The organism is Mycobacterium stomatepiae, assembly GCF_010731715.1.
GTDB classification, from domain to species: Bacteria; Actinomycetota; Actinomycetes; order Mycobacteriales; family Mycobacteriaceae; genus Mycobacterium; species Mycobacterium stomatepiae.
Genome location: NZ_AP022587.1, coordinates 3,151,424 through 3,167,688 on the forward strand (window position 1 = coordinate 3,151,424; position 16,265 = coordinate 3,167,688).

Annotated in this window: 16 protein-coding genes and 1 pseudogene; 7 read left to right on the plus strand and 10 right to left on the minus strand. The window is 68.8% G+C overall.

What is annotated here, in order from left to right:
• The first annotated feature begins 40 nt into the window (after nucleotides 1–40).
• On the plus strand, nucleotides 41–1,021 hold the full coding sequence (locus G6N54_RS14755) for a PPE family protein (RefSeq protein WP_163790774.1): 981 nt from the start codon (nucleotides 41–43) through the stop codon (nucleotides 1,019–1,021).
• Between the two features lie 72 nt (nucleotides 1,022–1,093).
• Nucleotides 1,094–1,371, plus strand: a pseudogene (locus G6N54_RS14760) (IS3 family transposase); the annotation flags it as partial.
• Here G6N54_RS14760 and G6N54_RS14765 read toward each other — a convergent pair.
• The gene (locus tag G6N54_RS14765; protein ID WP_163790775.1) at nucleotides 1,329–2,096 is read right to left on the minus strand and encodes an SDR family NAD(P)-dependent oxidoreductase; all 768 of its coding nucleotides are present in this window, start codon (nucleotides 2,094–2,096) and stop codon (nucleotides 1,329–1,331) included. The pseudogene G6N54_RS14760 and the gene G6N54_RS14765 sit on opposite strands and share 43 nt — an antisense overlap.
• Before the next feature lie 127 nt (nucleotides 2,097–2,223).
• On the opposite strand from G6N54_RS14765, the gene G6N54_RS14770 reads away from it, so the two are divergent.
• Nucleotides 2,224–2,850 (plus strand): TetR/AcrR family transcriptional regulator, encoded by a 627-nt coding sequence (locus G6N54_RS14770; protein ID WP_163790776.1) that lies wholly within the window; start codon nucleotides 2,224–2,226, stop codon nucleotides 2,848–2,850.
• A gap of 80 nt (nucleotides 2,851–2,930) precedes the next feature.
• On the opposite strand, the gene G6N54_RS14775 is transcribed toward G6N54_RS14770, so the two are convergent.
• Genes G6N54_RS14775 through G6N54_RS29900 form a run of 3 tightly spaced genes read right to left on the minus strand, consistent with a single transcriptional unit; the run spans nucleotide 2,931 to nucleotide 5,998 of the window.
• Nucleotides 2,931–3,602, minus strand: a complete 672-nt coding sequence (locus G6N54_RS14775; protein ID WP_163790777.1) for a TIGR04282 family arsenosugar biosynthesis glycosyltransferase — start codon at nucleotides 3,600–3,602, stop codon at nucleotides 2,931–2,933.
• Nucleotides 3,599–4,255 (minus strand): glycosyltransferase family 2 protein, encoded by a 657-nt coding sequence (locus G6N54_RS14780; protein ID WP_179969062.1) that lies wholly within the window; start codon nucleotides 4,253–4,255, stop codon nucleotides 3,599–3,601. Before G6N54_RS14780 ends, G6N54_RS14775 begins: the two co-directional genes overlap by 4 nt.
• 21 nt (nucleotides 4,256–4,276) lie before the next feature.
• Nucleotides 4,277–5,998, minus strand: a complete 1,722-nt coding sequence (locus G6N54_RS29900) for a hypothetical protein (RefSeq protein WP_163790778.1) — start codon at nucleotides 5,996–5,998, stop codon at nucleotides 4,277–4,279.
• Between the two features lie 228 nt (nucleotides 5,999–6,226).
• Here G6N54_RS29900 and G6N54_RS14790 point away from each other — a divergent pair, with 228 nt between their 5' ends.
• On the plus strand, nucleotides 6,227–7,897 hold the full coding sequence (locus tag G6N54_RS14790) for a DUF7937 domain-containing protein (protein WP_163790779.1): 1,671 nt from the start codon (nucleotides 6,227–6,229) through the stop codon (nucleotides 7,895–7,897).
• A gap of 6 nt (nucleotides 7,898–7,903) precedes the next feature.
• Here the strand turns inward: G6N54_RS14790 and G6N54_RS14795 are convergent, their stop codons facing one another.
• Both G6N54_RS14795 and G6N54_RS14800 read right to left on the minus strand, forming a co-directional pair.
• On the minus strand, nucleotides 7,904–8,932 hold the full coding sequence (locus tag G6N54_RS14795; protein WP_163790780.1) for an NAD-dependent epimerase/dehydratase family protein: 1,029 nt from the start codon (nucleotides 8,930–8,932) through the stop codon (nucleotides 7,904–7,906).
• Nucleotides 8,929–9,705 (minus strand): S-methyl-5'-thioadenosine phosphorylase, encoded by a 777-nt coding sequence (locus tag G6N54_RS14800; RefSeq protein WP_232072837.1) that lies wholly within the window; start codon nucleotides 9,703–9,705, stop codon nucleotides 8,929–8,931. Before G6N54_RS14800 ends, G6N54_RS14795 begins: the two co-directional genes overlap by 4 nt.
• A 35-nt stretch (nucleotides 9,706–9,740) precedes the next feature.
• Between G6N54_RS14800 and G6N54_RS14805 the strand changes: the two genes are divergently transcribed.
• Together G6N54_RS14805 and fabH are read left to right on the plus strand one after the other, a co-directional pair.
• Nucleotides 9,741–10,613 (plus strand): 1,4-dihydroxy-2-naphthoate polyprenyltransferase, encoded by an 873-nt coding sequence (locus G6N54_RS14805; RefSeq protein WP_163790782.1) that lies wholly within the window; start codon nucleotides 9,741–9,743, stop codon nucleotides 10,611–10,613.
• A gap of 175 nt (nucleotides 10,614–10,788) precedes the next feature.
• Nucleotides 10,789–11,796, plus strand: a complete 1,008-nt coding sequence (gene fabH / locus G6N54_RS14810; protein WP_163790783.1) for a beta-ketoacyl-ACP synthase III — start codon at nucleotides 10,789–10,791, stop codon at nucleotides 11,794–11,796.
• Here the strand turns inward: fabH and G6N54_RS14815 are convergent.
• On the minus strand, nucleotides 11,790–12,155 hold the full coding sequence (locus tag G6N54_RS14815; RefSeq protein ID WP_163790784.1) for a DUF4229 domain-containing protein: 366 nt from the start codon (nucleotides 12,153–12,155) through the stop codon (nucleotides 11,790–11,792). The genes fabH and G6N54_RS14815 overlap by 7 nt on opposite strands.
• A gap of 46 nt (nucleotides 12,156–12,201) precedes the next feature.
• Here G6N54_RS14815 and G6N54_RS29530 point away from each other — a divergent pair, with 46 nt between their 5' ends.
• Entirely contained in the window at nucleotides 12,202–12,363 is a 162-nt protein-coding gene (locus G6N54_RS29530; RefSeq protein ID WP_170313052.1) for a hypothetical protein, read from the plus strand.
• Between the two features lie 18 nt (nucleotides 12,364–12,381).
• Here G6N54_RS29530 and G6N54_RS14820 read toward each other — a convergent pair whose 3' ends face one another.
• From G6N54_RS14820 to G6N54_RS14830, 3 genes are read right to left on the minus strand one after another with little or no spacing between them, the layout of a single operon-like run.
• Entirely contained in the window at nucleotides 12,382–13,665 is a 1,284-nt protein-coding gene (locus G6N54_RS14820; RefSeq protein WP_163790785.1) for a MinD/ParA family ATP-binding protein, read from the minus strand.
• 33 nt (nucleotides 13,666–13,698) lie between these two features.
• Nucleotides 13,699–14,688: a c-type cytochrome biogenesis protein CcsB gene (gene ccsB / locus G6N54_RS14825; protein WP_163790786.1), complete on the minus strand. Its 990-nt coding sequence runs from the start codon at nucleotides 14,686–14,688 to the stop codon at nucleotides 13,699–13,701.
• Nucleotides 14,685–16,250 carry a cytochrome c biogenesis protein ResB gene (locus G6N54_RS14830; protein ID WP_163794740.1) on the minus strand — a complete coding sequence of 522 codons (1,566 nt, stop codon included), beginning with the start codon at nucleotides 16,248–16,250 and terminating at the stop codon, nucleotides 14,685–14,687. The genes ccsB and G6N54_RS14830 overlap by 4 nt, the downstream gene beginning before the upstream one ends.
• Nucleotides 16,251–16,265: the final 15 nt, after the last annotated feature.

The window sequence follows — 16,265 nt, forward strand, 5'->3', positions numbered from 1 at the left end:
ACAAGACTCACGCCGGGTGAGACGAAGGCGCTGGGCCGCGATGCAGGCCGACCGGTCCTCGTCCGAACCCGGCAACACGCCGGCGTCAGCGGAGGCGGACAAGCTGACCTGGCCGGGCGCGGCTTCACCAGCGACAGCAACGGATTTCGGCGCGCTGCCGCCGGAGATCACCACCGGCCGAATGCATTCGGGACCGGGTGCCGAATCACTGTTGGGCGCCGCCATGGCATGGGATGAGGTCGCCGACCAGCTGGACAACACGGTCGCGGGGTACGAAGGGGTGGCGACACAAACTTTCGCGCCTTACACGGTATGGCTCAAAGAAACTGCCGCGCAGGCCCGACGGACCGGCCAACTAGCCGAGGCGGCTGCCGGCGCCCATGCCGCGGCTCTCGCGGCGGTGGTATCGCCTCAGCAGATCGAGGCCAATCGGCAGCAGCGGATGTCGCTTGCCGCGATGAACTGCCTGGGCCACACCAGTGCGGCTATCGCTGGCGTCGAGGCGGACTACGAACGGATGTGGGCCCAAAACGCCGATGCCATGTTCGCGTACGCGCGCTCGTCGGCCGAGGTCTCGACGCTGACACCGTTCCGCTCGCCACCGCACTTCACCGATTCCATAGGGCCCACCGGATCATCTCGGTTCTCGCTACTGACGACGGCTCCCGACGTCATATCGACTGGGCGCCAGTTGATGTCGGTGATTCCCGGTGCGCTTCGCGCGATCTGCGCCTCGCCGATGACAACCTGCGATGTGTCCCTGTCGCCGGTCACGGCCTCCCTGTCCAAACTGAGTTCCCTGTCTGCGCCCGGAGATTTCGTGCTCAATTATCTGAACTGCCTCAACAAGACGGCCGCGGTCAACAAGGCGGCGGCCATGTGGCCGCAACGATCCCGTGCGGGTCGTGGGGCGCCTCGGACCGGCTTCGGCCACGCCGTAACAGTCGGACCGCTGTCGGTACCTCCGGCCTGGGTGCAGGCCCAACCAACATGGGCCGACCCGCAAGCGGGCCTGGCATGACCCCGATTGTTCGATCCGGGTCTGGTGGGAGTCTTGCGGCCCCAAGGCGTGGTTGGAAAGGCTGACGAAATCGTGGCGACGCGGAGTCGGCATAGTCCAGAGCAGGTTGTGCGCAAGCTGATGGCGACCGCTCAGCTGCCGGCTGAAGGTAGGGACACTGCGGGCGGTATGCCGCGAGCTGGGTGTGGCCGACGGAAGCCGACGGGGCCAAACGGCTTAAGGCGCTGGAACGCGAGAACGCTTCCCTCAAAAGGTTGTTGGATGATGCACGAATGGACGCATTTGTTGTTCGCGTAGTTAAGCCGGGCTATTGGAGTGCGGGTCCGAGGAGCAGACCGCCGTCGATGAGAAGTTCCGTGCCTGTGGCGAAGGCGGCTTCGGGGGAGGTGAGGTAACGCAGCGCGTTGCTGATCTCTTCGGGCTGGGCGAGTCGGGGCACGGCAAACAGGTCTGGGGAGTAAGACTCGGCGATGCTGGGCTGACCGGGCACGGTCGGTTGGTTGATCAATGGGGTCGAAACCACGCCGGGGTGGACGGCGTTGACCCGGATGTTGTCGCGGCCCAGTTCCAGGGCTGCGCTCTTGGTCATACCCCGAAGCGCCCACTTGCTGGCGACGTAAGGCGCGAAAAAGGCGCTGCCGCCGTAGGACATCGCCGACCCGATCGTGACGATCGATCCTCCGCCAGCCCTGCGTAGCGAAGGGGCGACATGCTTAATCGCCAAGAAGTGGCCGGTCACATTGACCGCGAGGACCTGCTGCCACACCTGCAGATCCGTGTTCTCAACCAGGGCGGCAGGGTTCTGGATTCCGGCGTTGCTGATCAGGATGGTGATGGGTCCGAAGTGATCCTCGGCGTCGGTGACCGCCCTCTGCCAGGCAGCCTCATCGGTGACGTCCAGCGACCGGAACGTTGCCCGCTCGCCGATCTCCCGGGCAAGTGCCAGGCCCGCCTCTTCGTTGCGGCCGCCGATGACGACGCGGGCCCCGTGGGCAGCGTAAGCGCGAACATGGCTAGACCCCATGCCGCTAGTCCCGCCGGTGACCAGGACGACTGCGTCGTCGAAATAGGGCATTTTTTGTTGGCTCCTCGAATCCTGTAGCAGTGAAGGTGAGTTAAGTGACTTACCTCAAGGTAGGTGACGTATCGATGGTAAGTCAATGCACTTGTCTTTCCTCCTCTAACCGGCGTATACCGGTTACGTGACCGGCCCACCGCAGACCTATCACCAGCGTGTTTCCGAGGAGAAGCGCGCGGCGATCATCGCCGCTGCGGTATCGCTGTTTCTGGAGCGGGGGTACGCCGAGACGTCCCTGGCACGGATCGCCGAGGTGGCTAGAGTGTCGACGGCGACGCTGTTCAAGCAGTTCCCCACCAAGGCCGAACTGTTCGCCGCAATGGTCGTCCAGTACTGGCAGCTGTCAGACGCGGGCCTGCACGCGCCCGCGGCCGGAGACCCTGCGGCGGGCCTGCAGATGCTGGGAGAGCGCTACGTGGAGTTGATGTCTCGTGAGGAGATGGTGGCTTTGTTCCGGATCGTGATCGCCGAGGCGCCACGGTTCCCCGATCTCGCCGAGGCTCAGTTCACCTTGGGCAAGGCTCCATTTTTTAACTCAGTCAAGAGCTATCTCGGCGACGAACACGCCGCGGGGACCCTCGACTGTCCTGATCCCGAATTGGCGGCCACCCAATTCCTGGGCATGATCTCCAACTTCGCGTTCTGGCCACGCCTGTTGCTGGTCGCTTGGCACCCCAACAGCGAGGAGCTTCACCGCACGGTCGCCGAAGCAGCGCGCGCGATCATCGCCCGATACGGGTTGCGTACGTGACACGCATCCGCCTACGGAGACAGCAGTGAGCACCCGCGACAACACCATTGAGACGGCGTCCAGTGTGCCGACGGCGCCCGCTAGAGTCCCGCCGCGCGGGTGACCCGGGCAAAGCGGCTGACGGGCGCGCAGACCGCCCGTACCGCGGCGATATCGTCGACGACATCGAAATCGCTCAGCCGGTCCACCGATGTAACGGTAATGCCGTTGTCGCGCAATGCCTTACGGGTGAGCTCGCCGGTGTCGGGCTGAGACATCGGCACGGTTCGCAGGCATTCGGCCATCGCCGGGCTCTGCACCCCGAGCACCCACCAGCCGCCGTCGTCGGCCGGTCCGAGCACGGCCGGCGTCCGCAGCAGCCGGCGCGCGCAGTCCGTCAAGAGCTCGGCGGTCACCTGGGGGGTATCCATGCCGATCTGCAACACCGGAAGGTCCCCACCGCCCGAGCCCGCGTCGGCGTGCGCATTGGCGAGCCGGTCGGCGAAGTCGCCACCGCGTTGCTCGATCACCGTGAACGATTCGAGCCGCTGTCGAATCTGCACCGCATCCACGGCCGCGTCCAGGTCGCCGGTCAACGCCACCACCCGCGCGGCCACCGCGGCGGCGGCCACCGCGTCGAGGGTGTCCAGCAACGCCGCGGCGGCGATCTCGGCCGCGACCCGGTCGCCGACCGTCGCCGCGAGCCGGGTTTTGGCCCGCCCGGGCTCCGGCGCCTTGGCGACCACCAGCAGCGTCACCGGCAGTTCGGTCATGAGATTACTTTCCAGAAGTCCAGGATCGCGGTAATGCTGCCCCGCAACGAGCCGCTGACCTTCGACTTGCCGCCGGTGCGAGGGCCGTAGCTGACGTCGAGCTCGACCACCCGCCACCCGGCAGCCGCGGCGCGCACCAGCAGCTCCAGCGGATACCCGGACCGGCGATCGACGACGCCGAGGCCCAGCAGTGCGTCCCGGCGGGCGACCCGCATCGGCGCGATGTCATGGACCGGCAGGCCGTGGCGGGTGCGCAGCCGCCAGCTCATCACCACGGTGCCCACCCGCGCGACCCACGGCCAATGCAGCCCGGCCACGGGACGGCGCCGGCCGATCGCCATGTCGGCACCGCGCTCGAGCGCAGCGACCAGCCGAGGCAAGTCGCCGGCATTCATCGAACCGTCGGCGTCGATGACCGCGACGATCGGAGTCGTCGCGGCGACCACACCCGCGTGTACCGCCGACCCGTATCCGGGCCGCGGTTCGGCGACCACCCGAGCGCCGTACCGGGCCGCGACACCGGCGGTGTCATCGGTGCTGTTGTTGTCCACCACCAGCGCTCGATAGTCGACCGGAATGGCCGCCAGCACCGCCGGCAGCGACTCTTCCTCGTTCAGACACGGCAACACCACGGTGACCAGATCGTCGGGCATCCTTGTCGACCCTAGGCGGGATCAGAACCCGGACGACGAGTGTCCGCCTCCGCCGCTTGATGGTGGCTTCGGGGCCACGCTCGGCGGTTTCGGCGCGACGGTTTGCTGCTGGGTGGGCGGCTTGGGCGCCACCGTCTGTTGCTGGGTGGGCTGTTGCGTCGGCGCCTGCGTCTGGGTCGGCACCTGGGTCTGGTTCTGCTGCGTCTGGGTCGGCTGGGTTGGCGCAACCGTCGTCGGCGCGACGGTCGTCGACGGGATCGTGGTGGGAGCGACGGTCGTCGTCGGCGTGATCGGCGTCGTCGGTGTCGTCGGCGGCGTATACGGGGTCGTCGTCGGCGTGGTCGGCGGCGTGTACGGGGTCGTCGTCGGCGTGGTCGGCGGCGTCGTCGGTGTCGTCGGCGGGGTGGTCGGGGTCGTCGGCGGACTCGTGGTCGGAGTCGTCGGCGTCGTGTACGTCGGCGGCGTGTACGGCGGATACCAAGGCGGCGGCTGCGGACGCCAGCCCGGGTACGGAACGATGATCGGCACCGGAATCGGGATCGGCCCATCGGGATTCGGCACCAGGCCGGGGACCACCGGCGCAACCGGCGCGACCGGCGCTCCGGGCTGGGGGGCGACCGGGCCCACGGGCGCCTGCTGCAGGGCCGGGGCCGGAATGACGCCGCCCTGGTAGCCCGCGTTGGGTGCTTCGGGCGGCGGCGGGGGTACCGGCGCCTGCTGCTGGGTCGGCAATAGCGGCATGAACTTGCCCGGCGCGGCGTTCTGGTGCCCCACCACCGGCTCCTGGGCCGCGGTCGGCCGGACGGCGACGACCACCGCGACGGCCAGCGAGGCCACGCCGACCACCGCGAACGCGATCACGGCATTGCCGACCAGCAACGATCGTCGACTCAGTTTCAGCGGGCCCGTCTCGGCATCGGGATCGTCGTCGTAGAAGTCGTCGAACTCGTCGAACTCGCCCGGCAGCAGCTCGTCGTCGTCCTCGGCCAGCGAATACGCCAGCTGCTCGTCGGCCGGAGGCGGATCGCCGAACCCGGCCGGCGCCATCGCAGTCGCGTCGCCGGCCAGCCCGACCGCCGGGGCCATCGCGGTGGAGTCCCCGGTCGGCGGTGCGGCCGCGATCGCGGCGCCACGGGCCAGCGCGAACGTCGGGTCTTCCGGAATCTGCACCCGCATCGTGGCGTCCCGGAGCTGATCGGCCACCCCGGTCAGATCGGACGAGGCGCCGACCAGAAATACGTCGTTGGGCGCGTCGGGATGCTCGCCGAGCCGGGCCATCATCGTGTCCAGCGTGCCGGTGGCGTCCCCGCCCAGCAGCTCGCTGGCCAACATGGTGGGCGGCGCGTCGGGGTCGCCGTCGGCCGGGCCCACCACCGACAACGTCGCCGTGTTGTCGTCGACCATCAGCGCGCCGCCGGACCGGCCCGCGGCGCGCATCAGGGCCGTCACCGCCTGCGACTGCGACAGCACCGCGACGTTGTGGACACCGGAATCCTCCAGTGCCTGTCGCAGCTGATCGGCGCTGGGATGGTCGGTCCAGCACAGCCGCGTCCCGACCAGCCGGTGGTTGTCGTTCGCCAGCAACCGATTCGTGCCGACCACGGTTTCGGTGAGTTGCTCGATGGGGTTGTTAGCCAGGTCGACGACGGATTGGTCGATCACTTCATTACCGCCCGCACCCGCTCCGACAAGCGCTAAGCGGGCGACGGGGCCGGTGACGGCGACCCCCAAAACGACGTCCATCCCTGCTCTCCTTCGGCTGGCCAACCCCGCAACCAGCTTGTCCCGGCATCATTACACTTCGGTACCGTCGGCAGTAACAATCACTCAGGCGCCCCCGTTCGCCTACAGGCGCAGCGTAACCGCGTTCCCAGATCCGGGGAGTCACACCCGCGTCGCCCGAACGGAGATTATGTTTCCAAGTAAGCAACGAAGCCGCCTCGGCAGGGGGTTCCCTGGCCGCCTAAGCGAATGTGCGCCGTCAGTAACCGTCCTCGATACCCGGGGGGAACCGTGAGCCAGAGCAGCGACGAGGCGCCTACCGGCCCCATCAGGGGCGTGCCGGCGCAGCAGACCGCTGCGGGGCCGCCCGTTGCCGGGGCGCCGGCCCGGCAACGCAACATCGTGGCCGACCTGACCGCCGCCGTCCTGCTGCTCGCCGCGCCGCTGCTGCCGTGGAACCTGTACTTCGGGATCGCGATCCCCGATAGCAGCACGACGGTGTTCGTGGTGCTGATCGCGGTGACGCTGCTTTCCCTGATCGCGATCGCTTTGCCGGGTTCGGGGCCGACGGTCAGCCGGACTCGGCTGGCGCTGAACGTTCCCTATTTGCTGCTGGTGCTCGCGTTCGTCGGGTTCGACGCGTTCGAAACGGTCCGCTTCGGCGGGACCGTGACGGTGCCCGGCGGTGTCGGACCCGGAGCCTGGCTGGGAGTCGCCGGCGCGTTGCTGAGCGCGCAGTCGGCCGGGCGCGTCGCCGCGGCCGACGACGACGCGTCGGACGGGCGGCGCCGGTCCGCCCAGATCATCGGATGCGTCGCGATGGTGGCCGCCACCCTGAGTTTCGGCTTCACCTTGTACTGGCGGGTGAAGTACGCGCTCGGCGACGCGGGTGACTTCGGCAAGCAGAACGTCGCGGTCATCGCGACGGCGACGGTGTACGGCCTGGTCGCGTTGATCGCCGTGCTCGTCGCCTCGAGGTGGCTAGTCAGTGGCACTAGGGCAGGTCGGCTGGCGACGATCGCGCTCGGCGCCTCAACGCTGGTCGCCGGGACCGCCATCTGGTTGCTACCGGTCGGCCGCGACATCGACGCGTTCCACGGGATCGCGCAGAACACGTCGACGGCCGGCGTCGGGTTCGAGGGTTATCTGGCATGGGCAGCGGCCGGGGCGATCTTCGTGCCGCGCACGCTGTTTGGCCGCGCCCGCACCGTGTCGTCGGAGGAGAGTGCCTGGCGCGCGGCGGCCCGAACCGGCCTGCTGCTCATCGTCGTGTGGTGCCTGGGATCGGTGGCGATGCGGATCACCGACCTGGCCGTCGCGGTCAGCCTGAACTACCCGTACTCGCGCTACGACAGCGTAGTGCTGGCCGCGTTCGACGTGGCGACCGCGGCGCTGGCGATCTGGCTGCGGATCAGCCTCGCCGACGCGTCCGCCTCTGCCCGGCTGATCACCTCGCTGTGCGGACTTGTTGCCACGCTGAGCATTTCGCGGGTCATCGTCGGCGTCGTGCTGGCGCCGCGCTTCCAGGAAGCGCCCAATGCGGTGCAAAACCCGGTCTACGGAAACAATCTCGCCCAGCAGATCACCAGCACCTTCGACGTGGCGCTGTCCGTGCTGGCCCTGTGCATCCTGGTGGCGGCGATCATCACCGGACACTTCAACCGGTTACGGCGCCGCCGCCGCGCCGCTCGCAGGCGTGCCGTCGCGCAGAACGCCGAGGCGCCGACGACCGTCATCCCGACCGGTGCTCCCCTGCCCTCGGCCGAGGCCACCGCGGTGATCCACACCGGCGAATCCCCCACCACCGCAATACCGCAACTGGCCGGCTCGCCGCGAATCTTCCGCGGCCCGCCGAACCAAGACTCGGCCACGCGCCAGATCCCGATCGCCAAGCCGCAGATCTACCGGCCGCCGTCGTAGCGCGGGTCAGCGCAGCGGCGCAAACGCGAACTCGCGCAAACCCTCCAGCGGATCGATTGCCGCGCGGAAACCCAGCGCCTGCGCCGCGCGCGAGGGGTCGGCGACGATGTGGCGCACGTCGCCACTGCGGTACTGCCCGGTGATCACCGGCGATACCGCCTCATTGCGCGCCGCGCAGATCGCGGTGGCCACCTGAAGGATCGAGATCGGCCGCCCCGAGCAGACGTTGACCGCGGTGAAGCCGTCGCGTTCGGCGGTGGCGGCCACGTTGGCGGCGGCCACGTCGTCGACATGGACGAAGTCACGCATCTGGCCGCCGTCTTCGAAAACCCTTGGCAGCTCGCCCTTTTCCAGCGCAGAACGAAAGATCGCCGCCACTCCCGAGTACGGGGTATCGCGCGGCATGCCGGGGCCATAGACGTTGTGATAGCGCAACGCCACCACCGCGCCTCCCGTCGACTCCGACCACGCCAGCGCGTAGTGCTCCTGGGCAGTCTTGCTGGCGGCGTACAGGCTGCGCGGCCGTAGCGCGGCATCCTCGTCGACCAGCCGCCAGGCCAGTTCCTCGCCGCCGAGCGGGCAGCGATGCTCGAAGGCCCCGGCGTCGAGGTCGGCGCGCCGGCGCGGCAGCGGGTCGACGGCCCCGTGTTGGGGGCAGTGATAGCGACCCTGTCCGTACACCACCATCGACGACGCCAGCACCAGGCGGCGCACCCCGGCGGCGAACATCTGGGCCAGCAGCACGGTGGTGCCGTAGTCGTTGTGGCCGCCGTAGGCCGGGGCGTCGGCCGCGTCGACGCCGGCACCGACCATCGCGGCCTGATGGCACACCAGATCCACCCCAGCCAACAGCGGGGCCAGCGCCTCGGCGTCCCGGATGTCGACCCGGTGACATCCGTTCGGCAGCAACGAGTTTGGGCCGTGCGCGGCAGGCAGCAGCATGTCGACGCCCACCACCTCGTGGCCGGCCGCGCGCAGCGCCGCGTCCACCCGCGTCCCGATGAAACCGGCGGCGCCGGTCAGCAACACTCTCACGGCAACTCGAACGGTAGGGTGACGCCGGTGTGCGACAGGCAGTGCGTGCAGTCGCGCTGGACAGCCACCCGGCCGATCGCGTCGCGCACCAGCGTCTTGAACGGCTCGATGTTCTTTTCGAATTCGACCATGACGTCCACCGTCTTCACGCCCTCACCATGGCTGATACCGGCGTCCAGATCAGTGACTAAAGCGATTGCCGCATAACATATTTCGAGCTCACGAGCGAGCACAGCCTCCGGGTATCCGGTCATGTTGACCAGCGTGAAGCCCGCCGAGGCGAACCACCGACTCTCGGCGCGGGTGGAAAACCGCGGACCTTGGATCACCACCATGGTGCCGCCGTCGACCACGTCGGGCAGGCCGGAGGCCGCCTCCCGCAGAGTTGGGCAATACGGGTCGGCGAAGTCGACGTGAATCGCGCCGGAGTCGAAGTAGGTGTCGGCGCGGCTGTTCGTGCGATCCACCAGCTGATCGGGCACCACGATCGAGCCCGGACCGTAGGCGGGGTTCAGGCTGCCCACCGCGCACGGCGCGAGCACCTGCCGCACCCCCAGCGCGCGCAGGGCCCACATGTTGGCGCGGTACGGCACGGTGTGCGCCGAATACTCGTGCCTGGCGCCGTGGCGGGGCAGGAAGGCGACCTCATGTTCGCCGACGGTGCCCACCGTCAGCGGCGCGCTGGGCCGGCCGTACGGCGTGTCGGGGTGGACGTGGCGAACATCGGAGTCGAAGAACGTGTAGAACCCGCTGCCGCCGATCACTCCGAGCATTCGCCCATTGTGGTGCATTAGGGCAGGATGCCCTGGTGGCCAGTTTTGCGCAGTGGATCTCGGGGGCTCGACCGCGGACGCTGCCCAACGCGATCGCGCCCGTCGTCGCGGGCACCGGCGCCGCGGCTTGGCTGCAGTCCGCGGTGTGGTGGAAAGCGCTGCTGGCGCTGGCCGTCGCGGTCGCGCTGACCATCGGCGTCAACTACGCCAACGACTACTCCGACGGCATCCGGGGCACCGACGACGTCCGGACCGGTCCGGCGCGGCTGGTGGGCTCGCGACTGGCGGCGCCGCGCGCGGTGCTGACCGCCGCACTGGCGTCGCTCGCGGTAGGCGCGGCGGCCGGCCTGGCGCTGGCGCTACTGTCCGCGCCGTGGCTGATCGCGGTCGGCGTCGTGTGCATCGCCGGAGCTTGGCTCTACACCGGCGGCTCGCGGCCCTACGGGTACGCGGGTTTCGGCGAGATCGCGGTGTTCGTGTTCTTCGGCCTGGTCGCCGTGCTGGGCACGCAGTACACCCAGGCGCTGCGGGTGGACTGGGTCGGACTGGTGCTGGCGGTGGCGACGGGCGCGCTGTCGTCGTCGGTACTGGTGGCCAACAACCTGCGGGATATCCCGACCGACGCGCAGGCGCAGAAGATCACCCTGGCGGTGCGCCTCGGCGATGCCCGCACCCGGGTGTTCTACCAGGGGCTGTTGGCGACCGCCGGGCTGCTGACCCTGGTGCTGATGCTGGCCACGCCGTGGTGCGCGGTGGGGCTGGTCGCCACCCCGCTGGCGCTGCGCGCCGCCGGCCCGGTGCGCTCCGGGCGCGGCGGCCCCGAGCTGATCCCGGTGCTGCGCGATACCGGGCTGACGATGCTGGTCTGGGCGGTCACGGTGGCCGCGGCGCTGGCGCTGGCCCACTGACGCGCCCAAGGCGTGTGCCCGGGTGTCGCCGCCCCGAGCGCACACCCGAAGCCCTCATCGCGCACCCGATGCCGGGATTCCTTTCCGAAGAGGTCTTCGGATTCCGCTAAGACCGGTTAGCGTCAACGTGACCGCTCTTACCCCGCCAGCCGGATGACACCCATCGAGGAGCGCAATGCAGCAGATCGCCGCGACCAGTGGGCCCAGGAACATCGGACTGCTCAGCGTCGGGTCCTACCGCCCCGAACGCGTGGTCACCAACGACGAGCTGTGTCAGAACATCGACTCGACCGACGAGTGGATCTACTCGCGCACCGGCATCAAGACACGCCGATTCGCCGCCGACGACGAATCCGTCACCTCCATGAGCGTCGAGGCCAGCCGGGAAGCCATCGCCAAAGCCGGACTACAGACGACCGACATCGACGGTGTCATCGTCGCCACCAGCAACCAGTTCTTGCAGACCCCGGCCAGCGCCCCGGCGGTCGCTTCGGCGTTGGGCGCAACGGGTGTGCCCGCATTCGACATCTCGGCCGGATGCGCCGGCTTCGGCTACGCGGTCGGTGTCGCGGCGGACATGATCCGCGGCGGCAGCGTCGCCAAGATGCTGGTCGTCGGTTCGGAGAAACTATCCCCCACCGTGGACATGCTCGACCGCAGCAACTGCTTCATCTTCGCCGACGGCGCCGCCGCCGTCGTGGTGGGCGAGACGCCCGATCAGGGCATCGGGCCGACCGTCTGGGGCAGCGACGGCGAGCAAGCCATGGCCATCCGTCAGGACATCGACTGGATCACCTACACCGAGAACCCGACCGGCCCGCGCCCGTTTCTTCGGCTGGAAGGCAGCGCGGTCTTCCGTTGGGCCGCATTCGAAATGGGCAAGGTCGGGCGGCAGGCGATGGACGCCGCGGGGGTGCGATCCGATCAGATCGACGTGTTCATCCCGCATCAGGCCAACGCCCGGATCAACGAGGTACTGGCCAAGAATCTGGACCTTCGGCCGGACGCGATCGTGGCCAATGACATCGAGCACACCGGCAACACGTCCGCCGCGTCGATTCCGCTGGCGATGGCAGAGCTGCTTGCTACCGGGGCTTCCAAGCCCGGCGATCTGGCGCTGCTGATCGGGTACGGCGCGGGCCTGAGCTACGCCGCCCAGGTCGTGCGGATGCCCAACTACTGACCGTCGGGTTCGTCGCTCGCCTCACCACGCAGCCGGGCCCGCAGCTGGTCGCGTTCGGCGCGTCGGCGTTCACCGGAAACGGCGAGCGCGGCCGTGGCGCGCCGGCGCAGCGGGGCGAACACCCAGATGCCCAACGGCATCGCGATGATCAACGCGAACAACGCCGCGACGACGACCGGGAACTGTTTGATACCGAGCGCGTGCGCCGCGAGATAGATCACTCCGGTGAGCACGACCGCCAGCAGCAGCCGCGCCACCGCGTAGAGCAAAACGTCGACAACCACGCGATCTCGAGTGCGCTGCTGCGCGCCGTCCGCCGGATTGTCCCCAGTGCTGTTGTCGCTCGGCCCTTCTGACACAGCTCGAGCCTACGGCGCGAGTATATTCGCGCACAGGAGGTGTGGAGTGCTCTACCTGGTGGTCGTCCTGCTTCTGGGGACGCTGATCTACATTGGCTGGCGCGCAGCGCGGTCGCAGGCGCACCGGCCGAAGTCGCGCGTCATCGGACCGGACGACGATCCAGACTTCATGCGGCGGTTGGGAAGAGGAGACGACGGCCCCCGCTGACCCATTCGTCCCACCTAGTTAACCCAGGCCCAGGTTGGGCTGATCTCCCGGAAACCCTTCGGCGACAACGGCAGCCAGGCTGGTGAGCGCTTCGCGCGTCTCGCGCCGCATCTGATCGAGATGGATCTCGGCGCCCTCGTCAAGGTGAGCGTCGTAAGGCACCAAACGCACCGCGCGGCAGCGCCGGGAGAAGTGCTCAATCACCTTGTTCATGTCGACCTTGCCGGTCCGCGGGCGCACCGCGTTGATGACCGCGATCGAATTGCGAACCAGCGCTTCGTGGCCGTGGGCGTCCAGCCAGTCCAGCGTCGCCGACGCGCTGCGCGCCCCGTCGATGGAACCAGAACTCACCACGATCAGAAGGTTGGCGTTCTCCAGCACCGACGACATCGCCGAGTGCAGCAGGCCGGGCCCGCAGTCGGTGATCACCAGGCCGTAGTAGCGCTCCAGGATTCCCAGGGTGCGGGTGTAGTCGTCGGCGTCGAATGCCTTCGACACCGCCGGATCGCTTTCCGACGCCAGCACTTCCAGCCCGCTCGGGCCCCGCGAGGTGTAACGGCGGACGTCGCTGTAGCGATCCACGGTCCCGGCATCCTGCAGCAGCTGACGCACCGTGCCCGCGGTCTCCAGCGGGACCTTTTGGCACAGCGTGCCGCGGTCGGGGTTGGCGTCGACGGCCACCACCCGGTCGCCGCGAATCTGGGCGAAGGTCGCACCCAGCGTGGCAGCGATCGTGGTTTTGCCGACGCCGCCCTTCAGCGAGATCACCGCGACCCGATAGGAGCCGCGCAACGGCCGGTTGACCTGCGCCACCAAGTTGTTCTGCCGGGCTGCCCGCCGACTCTCCCCCAGGTTGATCAGCTGGCCGGACAGCACGTAGACCAGGCGGCGCCAGCCCTCCGACGGCGGCGGCTTGATCGGGCGCAGCAGCATGCCGGTGGACAGTTCCGGATACGGCGTGTGCGGCAAGTGCTCGGGACGGTACGGCGCCGGAACTTCGGCGGGCGCCTCGGCCTGCCCGGTGTAATAGGCGCCGTAGGCGGTCGGGTCGACCCGCGGGATCCCGGTCACCGGGGTGGAATCGCAGCGCGGCATCCCGGGCGGCGGTGGGGCGGGCGGTGCTTCCCGGCGCTCGGTGGCGGGAGCCCGACGCTCGCGGAAGCCGGCGAAGGCCCGAGTCGGTGCCTCGGCGTTGGGATCCGCGGGCGTCTCGACAGCGGATTGCTGCTCCTGTTCGGCCAAGTCAGCCGTCGGATGTTCGGGCGCCCCCACGCCACTCGTTGACTGCTCAGTCACGTGCATTCCCCCTTGTTGCGGTGTGTTGCTTCCTAACTGTCAGCCCACGCCGGCATACGAATGCAGGCCTACGGTCACCAGGTTAACGAAGAACAAATTGAAGATCATGGCCACGAACCCGGCGACGTTGACCCAGGCGGCTTTCCTGTCCCGCCATCCCGCGGTTGACCTGGCATGCAGGTAGGCCGCGTAGATCACCCACGCGACGAACGACACCGTCTCCTTGGGATCCCAGCCCCAATACCGGCCCCAGGCTTCCTCGGCCCAGATCGCTCCGAAGATGACCCCGAAACCGAATACCGGGAACGCGAAGATCGTGGTTCGGTAGGCGATGCGGTCCAGGGTCTGCGCGTCGGGCAGCCGACGCACGATCCGTTGCAGCGCGCCCCCAGCGCGCTGCTCGGCGTCGGGACTCCCGTATCGCGAGGTGCGCAGCAAGAACAGGATGCTGGCGATGCCGGCGACCAGGAACACCCCCGAGCCCAGGCTGACCACGGACACGTGAATGGGCAGCCAGTAGGACTGCAAGGCCGGCATCACGGGGGCGGCATTGATGTAGAGCCAGCGGCCGGACACCGTGAGCAGGATCAGCACCGGCAGCAGCAGGAACACCCAGAGTGGGCGGAATTGCGGGCGGCGCAGCACGATCGCGCCGGCGATCAGCCCGCACAGGCAGGTGAGGTTGATGAACTCGTACATGTTGCCCCATGGCACCCGCATGGTGGCCAGGCCGCGCAGCACCAGGCAGGCCAGCAGCAGGGCGATGCCGAGGTAGACCACCGCGAGGCCGGCGCGCCCGGCGCGTTCGTCGAACGGCCGCCGGTCGGCATTCTCGACGATGCCGGGAGTGGAGCTATCGGCGGCCACGGCACCGGCCAACACCCGCTCGCGGCTGTCGGCGCGCCGGCTGCCGACGTAGGCGAGCTCGAGGGCCAGCAGCAGCAGCGCGACCACCAGGGCCAACACCGCCGAGGTGAACGCCCAGTCGGAATAGCGCGCCAGGCCGATATTGACGTGCAGGGTGTTCATGAGACGTCCACCTGCGAACTCCTTCTGGACGCTGAGGATTCGCCGAGGTCGGCGAGTAACCGCTCGGTGAGCCTTTCGAACTCGTCGCCCCAACCCGAGTTGTCGGTGCGAGCCAAGCCGCCCAGCTCGACGTTCACCGTACCGGGGGCCGAGTCGACCGGCATCAGACGAACCCAGACCCGGCGCCGGCGCACCAGCAGCGAGACGAGCAGCCCGGCCATCATCGTGATCGCGAAGACCAGCACCCAGACCTGGCCGGGGTCGTGGGAGACCTGCAGGTTGACGAACGGCACAGCGCCGTCGAAGCGGATCGTGGTGCCCGCCGCGGGCCCCTGGTCGATCCGGACGTCCTGGCCGGCGCGCAGGTTGACCCGTTTCTCCTTGGTCAGTCGGCCCTGCTCGATCAGCCGCGGATCCAGAGTGAACAACGACTGCGGGCGCCCGGTGTCAAGGCCGGTGTCGCCGCGGTAGATGTCGACGGCCACAGCCGGGGCGTCCAGGGCCGGGAACCGTGACGACAGCAGGGCGCCGTCGAGCTGTTCGGTGGGCGCCAAAAGGCCCTGGATCGCGATCTGGTGCTTGCGGCGCTCGGCGGCGCCGGCGTAGCTGCCGGCCGGCGGGTCGATGCGCATCACGCCCGACGAGAGCAGGGTCTGCGGGTTGTCGGGCCGCCACTGCACGGTCGAGGTCCGGGTCTGCCCGTCGGGGAAGGTCACCGTGAAGGTGGGCGCGTAGCCGTGACCCTGCAGGTACACCCGGTCGCCGCCGACGCGCAGCGGATGGTTGACCGCCAGCCGGTAGGGCCGCCAGCTGTTGGCCGCCAGGTCGCTGCCGTCCTGATAATCAATGTCGGCGGCGAACGACGTGGCCTGCCCGGACGGCAGGTAGTGCGCCTGAAAGTCGTTGACGCGCACACAGATTGGGTGCAGCGACGTGCCGTCGACAGTGTTGCCGGCCCGGAACGAGTCGAACGCGGCCGGTGAGGCCGAGCAGAAGCCGGGACCGCCGTCGGCGATCACGATGACGTTGCCCTCGTAGCCGAACAGCTTGCCGACGGCCACCGCGACCAGCAACCCCAGCAGCGAGAAGTGGAAGACGATATTGCCGAATTCGCGCAGGTAGCCCTTTTCGGCGGAGATCTCGACGGCGTCGTCTTCGTGGCGGATCGCGGTGCGCCAGCCGTGCAGCCGCCCGGCAATCGTGTTCGACACGGCGTTCAGGTCGGCCTCGTCGGCCAGCGTCAGCCGCGAGCTGGCGTACTTGGGCAGCCGGGCCAGGTTGCGCGGCGCGGCGACGGGTGTGGCGCGCAGGCTGCGGGCGTGCTCGATCATCCGCGGCGTCAGGCAGCCGACCAGCGAGACGAACAGCAGCACGTAGATGGCAGTGAACCAGAAGCTGGAGAACACGTCGAAGGCCTGCAGCCGATTCAGCCATGGGCCGATCGTCGGGTGGGCGGCCAGGTACTCGTCGACCTTGCCCGCATTCAGGCTGCGCTGCGGCAGCAGGGCTCCCGGTATCGCGCCGAGTGCGAGCAGACACAACAGCACCAGCGCGGTGCCCATCGACGTCAGCGCGCG

Bases quoted from the DNA above. Each gene is read 5' to 3' on its own strand.
- G6N54_RS14755 (WP_163790774.1), top strand. From the start codon at position 41: ATGCAGGCCGACCGGTCCTCGTCCGAACCCGGCAACACGCCGGCGTCA.
- G6N54_RS14765 (WP_163790775.1), bottom strand. From the start codon at position 2,096: ATGCCCTATTTCGACGACGCAGTCGTCCTGGTCACCGGCGGGACTAGC.
- G6N54_RS14775 (WP_163790777.1), bottom strand. From the start codon at position 3,602: ATGACCGAACTGCCGGTGACGCTGCTGGTGGTCGCCAAGGCGCCGGAG.
- G6N54_RS14780 (WP_179969062.1), bottom strand. From the start codon at position 4,255: ATGCCCGACGATCTGGTCACCGTGGTGTTGCCGTGTCTGAACGAGGAA.
- G6N54_RS29900 (WP_163790778.1), bottom strand. From the start codon at position 5,998: ATGGACGTCGTTTTGGGGGTCGCCGTCACCGGCCCCGTCGCCCGCTTA.
- G6N54_RS14790 (WP_163790779.1), top strand. From the start codon at position 6,227: ATGTGCGCCGTCAGTAACCGTCCTCGATACCCGGGGGGAACCGTGAGC.
- G6N54_RS14800 (WP_232072837.1), bottom strand. From the start codon at position 9,705: ATGCTCGGAGTGATCGGCGGCAGCGGGTTCTACACGTTCTTCGACTCC.
- fabH (WP_163790783.1), top strand. From the start codon at position 10,789: ATGCAGCAGATCGCCGCGACCAGTGGGCCCAGGAACATCGGACTGCTC.
- G6N54_RS14820 (WP_163790785.1), bottom strand. From the start codon at position 13,665: ATGCACGTGACTGAGCAGTCAACGAGTGGCGTGGGGGCGCCCGAACAT.
- ccsB (WP_163790786.1), bottom strand. From the start codon at position 14,688: ATGAACACCCTGCACGTCAATATCGGCCTGGCGCGCTATTCCGACTGG.
- G6N54_RS14830 (WP_163794740.1), bottom strand. From the start codon at position 16,250: ATGGGCACCGCGCTGGTGCTGTTGTGTCTGCTCGCACTCGGCGCGATA.